Annotated in this window: 9 protein-coding genes; 5 read left to right on the top strand and 4 right to left on the bottom strand. The window is 65.5% G+C overall.

The window, feature by feature from the left end; genetic code table 11:
• Window positions 1–308 precede the first annotated feature (308 nt).
• Together hpf and ptsN are read left to right on the top strand one after the other, a co-directional pair.
• On the top strand, window positions 309–887 hold the full coding sequence (gene hpf, locus GM910_RS26550) for a ribosome hibernation-promoting factor, HPF/YfiA family (protein WP_159593851.1): 579 nt from the start codon (window positions 309–311) through the stop codon (window positions 885–887).
• 53 nt (window positions 888–940) lie between these two features.
• On the top strand, window positions 941–1405 hold the full coding sequence (gene ptsN, locus GM910_RS26545) for a PTS IIA-like nitrogen regulatory protein PtsN (protein WP_159593849.1): 465 nt from the start codon (window positions 941–943) through the stop codon (window positions 1403–1405).
• A 104-nt stretch (window positions 1406–1509) separates the two neighbouring features.
• Here ptsN and hemW read toward each other — a convergent pair whose 3' ends face one another.
• The 4 genes from hemW to rph are packed head-to-tail and all read right to left on the bottom strand — an operon-like array spanning window position 1510 to window position 4443.
• Complete coding sequence (gene hemW / locus GM910_RS26540) at window positions 1510–2661, bottom strand: radical SAM family heme chaperone HemW (protein WP_159593847.1); 1152 nt, start codon at window positions 2659–2661, stop codon at window positions 1510–1512.
• Complete coding sequence (gene rdgB / locus GM910_RS26535) at window positions 2658–3305, bottom strand: RdgB/HAM1 family non-canonical purine NTP pyrophosphatase (protein ID WP_159593845.1); 648 nt, start codon at window positions 3303–3305, stop codon at window positions 2658–2660. The genes hemW and rdgB overlap by 4 nt, the downstream gene beginning before the upstream one ends.
• The gene (locus GM910_RS26530) at window positions 3302–3715 is read right to left on the bottom strand and encodes a VOC family protein (protein WP_159593843.1); all 414 of its coding nucleotides are present in this window, start codon (window positions 3713–3715) and stop codon (window positions 3302–3304) included. The genes rdgB and GM910_RS26530 overlap by 4 nt, the downstream gene beginning before the upstream one ends.
• Window positions 3716–3726: 11 nt before the next feature.
• Window positions 3727–4443 carry a ribonuclease PH gene (gene rph / locus GM910_RS26525; protein WP_159593841.1) on the bottom strand — a complete coding sequence of 239 codons (717 nt, stop codon included), beginning with the start codon at window positions 4441–4443 and terminating at the stop codon, window positions 3727–3729.
• Window positions 4444–4599: 156 nt separating this feature from the next.
• On the opposite strand from rph, the gene hrcA reads away from it, so the two are divergent.
• From hrcA to grpE, 3 genes are all read left to right on the top strand, one after another.
• Window positions 4600–5670 (top strand): heat-inducible transcriptional repressor HrcA, encoded by a 1071-nt coding sequence (gene hrcA, locus GM910_RS26520; protein WP_159593839.1) that lies wholly within the window; start codon window positions 4600–4602, stop codon window positions 5668–5670.
• 19 nt (window positions 5671–5689) lie between these two features.
• Window positions 5690–5986, top strand: coding sequence for a putative quinol monooxygenase (locus GM910_RS26515; protein ID WP_159593837.1), 297 nt, complete (start codon window positions 5690–5692; stop codon window positions 5984–5986).
• 80 nt (window positions 5987–6066) lie between these two features.
• Window positions 6067–6753, top strand: a complete 687-nt coding sequence (gene grpE / locus GM910_RS26510) for a nucleotide exchange factor GrpE (RefSeq protein WP_159593835.1) — start codon at window positions 6067–6069, stop codon at window positions 6751–6753.
• Window positions 6754–6895 lie beyond the last annotated feature (142 nt).

Genomic DNA, 6895 nt, shown 5'->3' with positions numbered 1-6895 from the left:
ATGGCGGGCGCTCCGAATCAACCGAGCACCCATGGAATCAGCCAACCCACAACAGCGAAAGCGCGTTAACCCGAGTTCGGGGCCCTGGCCCGGGCGCGCCCGTCGATTGACAAGGTCCGGCGAAGCCACTAGAAGCCCGCCCGCATGAGATGGCGGGGCGGTGGACGCGAGTTCCTCCCTCGGGCGGCTGAAAAAGACGGGTGCGGCCGGGTGGGTTACACTTTACGGTCGCGAAACCTTGTATGCGCAGTCCACAGGTATAAACTCTCGATCGTTGGAATTCTGACCAGGGGAAGGTCCCTTCTCACATGAGCCTCCGCATTTCCGGCAAAAACATGGACATTGGCGACGCCTTTCACAGCCGCATTGAAGAGCGGATTGGCGAGGCGGTGGACAAATATTTCGACGGCGGTTTCTCGGGCCGCGTGACCATCGAGAAATCGGGTGCTGGCTTCTCGGCCGACTGCACGGTCCATCTCGACACCGGCACTGTGCTGCAGGCCACGGGCGAGGCGAAGGATCCGCAACTGGCGTTCGACGCCGCGGCCGAGCGCATCGAAAAAAGGCTGCGCCGCTATAAGCGCAAACTGAAGTCCTACAGTGCCGCCCAGAGCGGCGACGGCATGGCCGACATGACCTACCGGGTGGTGGTGGCGGTCGGCGAGGACGAGGACGAACTGCCCGAGGACTATGCGCCCACGGTGGTGGCCGAATCGCGGCTGCCGCTTAAATCCATGACCGTCGCTTCGGCCGTCATCGAGCTCGATATGAAGGACAGCCCGGTCTTCGTTTTCCGCAATGCGGGAAGCAACGAGGTGAACATCGTCTATCGCCGGGCGGACGGCAATATCGGCTGGATCGACCCTTCGGCGGTCTCGAGCGCTTAGCCATTCCGACGGCCATCGGCCGAGGCGCGCGAGCCAAGCAGAGGATGCGAAAAATGGATCTCAGCGATCTGATCGAGGTTTCGGCGGTCATGCCGGCCTTGAAGGCGAACTCCAAGAAGCAGGTCTTGCAGCTCCTGGCCGAAAAGGCGGCCGCGGTGACCGGTCTTTCGGAGCGCGAGATCTTCGACACGATCCTGCAGCGCGAGCGGCTGGGCTCCACCGGCGTGGGCAACGGCATCGCCATCCCGCACGGCAAGCTGCCGGGCATCAAGGAAATCACCGGCGTTTTCGCCAGGCTGGAAACGCCGGTGGATTTCGACGCGCTGGACGATCTGCCGGTCGACCTGGTGTTCCTGCTTCTGGCGCCGGAAGGCGCCGGCGCCGACCACCTGAAGGCGCTGTCGCGGATTGCGCGCGTGCTGCGCGACGCCGAGACGACAGCGAAGATCCGAGGCACCAAGGACGCCGCGGCCATCCACACGTTTCTCGCCGAGGCGCCGGCTTCGAACGCGGCTTGAGCTGCCGAGCAATTCCAGGAAAAGTGGAACCGGTTTTCCGTCCGGAATTGCGACAAAACAACGAGTTGGATCAGTTCATCGATTCCATGAAACGATGAACTGATCTAACGGGCCAGATCGGCCACCAGCGCGTCGAGAACCACCATGCCGGCTGGCGTGGCGCGCAGGCGGGAATTGCCGAGCGGCGTCACCAAGCCTTCCTCGCGTAGGATCGTCACCCTCTCAGGCGCCAATGCGTGGCCTGAAAGCTGTTCGTAGCGCACAAGATCGATGCCCTCCGCCAGCCGCAGCCCCATCAGCAGGAACTCGTCCGCTTCTTCCTCGCGCGTCAGCATTTCGCCGCCGCAGACACCTGTCCCCTTCGCCTCCACGAGATCGAGCCAGGTCTCCGGCACCTTCTCGGTGAAAGTGACGACACGCCGCCCCTCCTCGATGAAGCGTCCGTGGGCGCCCGGTCCCACGCCGACATATTCGCCGTAGCGCCAGTAGATGAGGTTATGACGGCTTTCCGCGCCGGGCTTGGCGTGGTTGGATATCTCGTAGGCCGGCAGGCCCCGCGCCGCCGCCACCTCCTGCGTCACCTCGTAAAGGTCGGCTGCCCGATCGGCATCGGGCACAGGAAGCTTGCCTGCCTTGTGCAGGGCGAAGAACGGCGTGCCTTCCTCGATGGTGAGCTGGTAGAGCGACAGGTGGTCGGCAGCATGGCCGATGGCCTCTTCCAGCTCCGCCGTCCAGGCTTCCACCGTCTGCCCCGGCCGGGCGTAGATCAGGTCGAAGGAAAGGCGCGGGAACGTCTCGCGCGCGAGCCGGATGGCGTGAAGCGCGTCATCCACCGTGTGCAGGCGCCCGAGGAAGCGCAGGTCCTTTTCGTTCAGCGCCTGCACGCCGAGGGAGACGCGGTTGACGCCCGCCGCGCGGTAGCCGCGGAAGCGCTCCGCTTCCACGGAGGACGGGTTGGCCTCAAGCGTGATCTCCACATCGGGCGGCACGGTCCATTCCGCCGCGATCCTGTCGAGGATGGCGCCCACCGTCTTGGGCTCCATCAGCGAGGGCGTGCCGCCGCCCAGGAAGATGCTGGAGACCGTGCGCGGGCCGGTGCGCCGGCGCATCGTCGCAAGCTCGCGCGCAAATGCGGCGGCGAAACGCTCCTGGTCCACCGGCCGGTGCCGCACGTGGCTGTTGAAGTCGCAATAGGGGCACTTGGCCGCGCAGAAGGGCCAATGCACATAGACCCCGAAGCCCGGACCTTCGTTCATGAGACACCCAGCCGCGCTTGCGCGAATTTGCGGAAGGCGCGCGCCCGGTGCGACAGCGCGTGCGCGTCGCCGGGCTTCCAGCCGTGTTTTTCCTCCGCCGTCATTTCTCCGAAGGTGGTGGCGAAGCCGTCCGGCTGGAAGACGGGGTCGTAGCCGAAGCCGCGTTCCCCGCGCGGCGGCCACACCAGATGGCCTTCCACCTCGCCGCGATAGTATTCCGCCTCCCCGTCGGGAAAGCAAAGGCACAGCACGGCGACAAAGCGCGCGCGGCGCTGATCCGGCGTCACGGCGCCCTTCTCGCGCAGGAGCTTTTCCACCTTGTCCATGGCGACGCGGAAGTCGCGGCCGCCATCCGGCAAGGTCGCCCAGTCGGCGGTGTAGACGCCGGGCGCCCCGTCGAGCGCGTCGGCACACATGCCCGAATCGTCGGAAAGGGCGGGCAGGCCGGTCGCCTTGGCCGCCGCATGGGCCTTGATATAGGCGTTCTCCTCGAAGGCGATGCCTGTCTCCTCGGGCTCCGGCAGGCCGAGCTCGGCGGCCGAGCGCACATGGTAGCCGAACGGCTCCAAGAGGCCGGCGAACTCGTTCAGCTTTCCTTTGTTGTGGCTGGCGAGGACGAACTGCCTGTCTTCGATGTCCCTCAAGAAAGCCCCCAGATGCGCGGTTCGGCGAATTCGAGCGAATTGCCGAACGGATCACGAAAATAGATCGACCGCCCTCCGTTCGGCCACTCGAAATCCGCCTCGACGGCGATGCCCGCCGCCTCGAGGCGCTCCTTCCACGCCTCGATCTCCTCGGCGCTGGCGGCGAAGCAGAGGTGCCCATTACCGCGCGCGCCATGCGGCGGCACGGGCAGCCGCGCATCGGGCGCCGGCGGCACCTCGGTCGCGTCGGGATTGAACAGAAGCACCACGGCGTTGCCGCAACGGAAGAAGACGTGGCGGCCTTCCGCCTTGGCGATGCGCTCCAGGCCCAGCACTTCGCCGTAGAAGCGCTCGGCCTCCCTGAGATCGCTCACATAGAGCGCCGCTTCGAGTATGGCCGCCGGTTGCATGCCAAATGCCCTCAGGAAACCGCCATCTTCTGCAGTTCCACCAGCCGCGAGATACCCGTCTTGGCGAGCGCCAGCAGCGCCTGGAACTGCTCTTCGGAAAAGGGTTCGCCCTCCGCCGTGCCCTGAATCTCGACGATGCCGCCCTTGCCCGTCATGACGAAATTGGCGTCCGTCGCCGCCGCCGAATCCTCGGCGTAGTCGAGGTCGAGCACCGGCGTGTCTTCGTAGACGCCGCAGGAGATGGCGGCCACGTGGTCCTTCAGCACCCGCTCGACGGAGACCATGTGGCGCGCCTGCATCCAGGACAGGCAGTCGTGCAGCGCCACGAAGCCGCCGGTGATCGCTGCCGTGCGCGTGCCGCCGTCGGCCTGCAGCACGTCGCAGTCCACCGTGATCTGCATCTCGCCCAGCGCCTTCAGGTCGACCACCGAGCGCAGGCTGCGGCCGATGAGGCGCTGGATCTCCAGGGTGCGCCCGCCCTGCTTGCCGGAGGACGCCTCGCGGCGCATGCGGTCGCCCGTGGAGCGCGGCAGCATGCCGTATTCGGCCGTCACCCAGCCCTTGCCGGAGTTGCGCAGCCAGGACGGCACCTTCTCCTCCAGGCTCGCCGTGCACAGAACCTGCGTGTCGCCGAACTTGACGAGGCAGGAGCCTTCGGCGTGCTTGGAGATGCCGCGCTCGAAGCTGATGGCGCGCATTTCGTCCGGTTGCCGTTTCGATGGTCGCATGGTGTCGCGCCTCTGGCTGTTGGCTGGGTTCAGATCGTGCGCGGCTTGTAGCTTTTGAGATCGGCGGACGCAAAGGAAAACCGTGCCGATGCCCCGTCAAGAAGAGTTGTGTTCCCCTCTCGTCCCCTTATATTCCGGCTAGGAGGCAGACGACGCATGACCAAGCCTGTCGCGGACCAAACACTGCAGACGCTCGATGCGCGCTCGCGCGACATCTTCCGCCTTATCGTCGAATCCTATCTGCGCGAGGGCGAGCCCCTGGGTTCGCGCAATCTTTCGCGCCTTCTGTCGACGCAGCTCTCGCCGGCCACCGTGCGCAACGTGATGAGCGACCTGGAGCATCTGGGCCTCATCTACGCTCCGCACGTCTCCGCCGGGCGGCTGCCCACCCAGCAGGGCCTGCGCTTCTTCGTCGATGCCTTCATGGAGATCGGCGACCTTTCGGAAGAGGAACGCCAGGTCATCGAGGCGCAGGTGAAGACAGCGGGCAAGAGCCAGTCGCTGGAGCATATGCTGACCGAGGCGAGCCAAATGCTCTCAGGCCTGTCGCGCGGTGCCGGCCTCGTGCTCGCCGCCAAGGCCGAGACGCCGCTGAAGCATATCGAGTTCATCCAGCTCGAGCCGCGGAAGGCGCTCGCCGTGCTCGTCTCGCAGAACGGTGACGTGGAGAACCGCGTCATCGACCTGCCGCCGGGCGTGACCGCCTCGCAGCTCACCGAAGCCTCCAATTTCCTGAACGCCCACATCCGCGGCCGCACGCTGGCCGAGGCGCGGGCCGAGATGGAGCGGCTGAAGGAGGAGACACGCGCCGCGCTCGACACGCTATCCCAATCGCTGGTCGAACAGGGGCTTGCGGTGTGGGCAGGGCAGGACAGCGACGTTCCGGCCAGACTGATCGTGCGCGGCCGGGCGAACCTATTGGAGAACGTGACGGCACAGGCCGACATCGAGCTTCTGCGCCACCTCTTCCAGGACCTGGAAACCAAGGAAGGGCTGATCCAGCTTCTGGAGCTGGCCGAGGAAGGGCCCGGTGTGCGCATCTTCATAGGCTCGGAGAACAAGCTCTTCTCGCTCTCCGGCTCCTCGCTGGTGGTGGCACCCTATCACGACCAGGACTCGCGCATTATCGGGGCTCTCGGCATCATCGGGCCGACCCGGCTCAACTACGCGCGCATCGTGCCGATGGTGGACTATACGGCGCAGCTGGTCGGACGGATGCTGCGGTAGAGATGACACGGGAGGGACAATGTTCGGTCTGATCGGCAAGATGCGCGCGCAACCGGAAAAGCGGGACGCGCTCATCGATATCCTCCTGGCCTCAACGGCGGAAATGCCCGGTTGTCTCAGCTATGTGGTCGCCAGGGACGAGACGGACGAGGATGCGATCTGGATCACGGAAGTGTGGGATGACGAAGAAAGCCACAAGGCATCGCTCTCACTGCCCGAAGTGCAGGAAGCGATCGGCAAGGCACGTCCGCTGATCGCCGGTTTCGATTCGCATGTCCGCACGCTTCCCGTCGGCGGTGCCGGCCTTCCCGGCTGAACGATAACCGTTCCCCCCTTGATTTTGCGGCTCCAAACCTCGATATCCGGCCCGATTTCCGAGAAAAAGACGGACAGGCAATGAATACGCATCCAAAGGACGACAACGCACCGGAAAACGCCGAGCCCAGGGACCAGACAAGCGCGGCCGAAACAACCGCCGAAACAGTTCATGAGGCGCCCGCCGAAGGCGAGAGCAACGATGCGGGGGTGTCCGAGGCGGATGTGCTGGTGCGCCTGGCCGAGGAGAACGAGGAATTGAAGGAACGCGCGCTGCGGCTCGCCGCCGAGATGGACAACTTGCGGAAGCGCACCCAGCGCGACGTGGCCGAGGCACGCAGCTTCGGCATCGCCAACTTCGCGCGTGACATGCTCAACGTCTCGGACAATCTTCAACGCGCGCTGGAAGCGGTGCCGGCGGAGGCGCGCGAGGCAGCCGAGCCTGGCCTCAAGGCGCTGGTCGAAGGCGTCGAGATGACCGAGCGCGCCATGCTCTCGGCGCTGGAGCGCCACGGGGTCAAGCGCATCGAGCCCAACGGCGAGAAATTCGACCCGCATTTCCACCAGGCCATGTTCGAGGTGCAGAATGCGGAGGTGCCGGCCAACACGGTCGTCCAGGTAGTGCAGACAGGCTATGTGATCGGCGAGCGCGTGCTGCGGCCGGCCATGGTCGGTGTCGCCAAGGGCGGGCCGAAGGGCGGCGAGGCCGCCGCAAACGCGAAGGAAGGCAGCGAGGCCGGCACTGGCCCGCAGGATTCCGCATCCTGAGGCGGAAGCCAATCGAGCCGGGATTTGCCGTTGCCGTTAGCCGGGACGTAGTGTGCGGCTAGAGTATCCGTGTTGGTCAAGGAAGGGCAGGCGTCCATTTTCGGCTGTCTCTGAGCAGGGCGTTTGCGAGCAGGACGAGCTT

The organism is Chelativorans xinjiangensis (genome assembly GCF_009812055.1).
GTDB lineage: Bacteria > Pseudomonadota > Alphaproteobacteria > Rhizobiales > Rhizobiaceae > Chelativorans > Chelativorans xinjiangense.
This window is presented reverse-complemented; position numbering and strand designations above follow the sequence as displayed.

Bases quoted from the DNA above. Each gene is read 5' to 3' on its own strand.
- hemW (WP_159593847.1), bottom strand. From the start codon at position 2,661: ATGAACGAAGGTCCGGGCTTCGGGGTCTATGTGCATTGGCCCTTCTGC.
- ptsN (WP_159593849.1), top strand. From the start codon at position 941: ATGGATCTCAGCGATCTGATCGAGGTTTCGGCGGTCATGCCGGCCTTG.
- grpE (WP_159593835.1), top strand. From the start codon at position 6,067: ATGAATACGCATCCAAAGGACGACAACGCACCGGAAAACGCCGAGCCC.
- GM910_RS26515 (WP_159593837.1), top strand. From the start codon at position 5,690: ATGTTCGGTCTGATCGGCAAGATGCGCGCGCAACCGGAAAAGCGGGAC.
- GM910_RS26530 (WP_159593843.1), bottom strand. From the start codon at position 3,715: ATGCAACCGGCGGCCATACTCGAAGCGGCGCTCTATGTGAGCGATCTC.
- hrcA (WP_159593839.1), top strand. From the start codon at position 4,600: ATGACCAAGCCTGTCGCGGACCAAACACTGCAGACGCTCGATGCGCGC.
- rph (WP_159593841.1), bottom strand. From the start codon at position 4,443: ATGCGACCATCGAAACGGCAACCGGACGAAATGCGCGCCATCAGCTTC.
- hpf (WP_159593851.1), top strand. From the start codon at position 309: ATGAGCCTCCGCATTTCCGGCAAAAACATGGACATTGGCGACGCCTTT.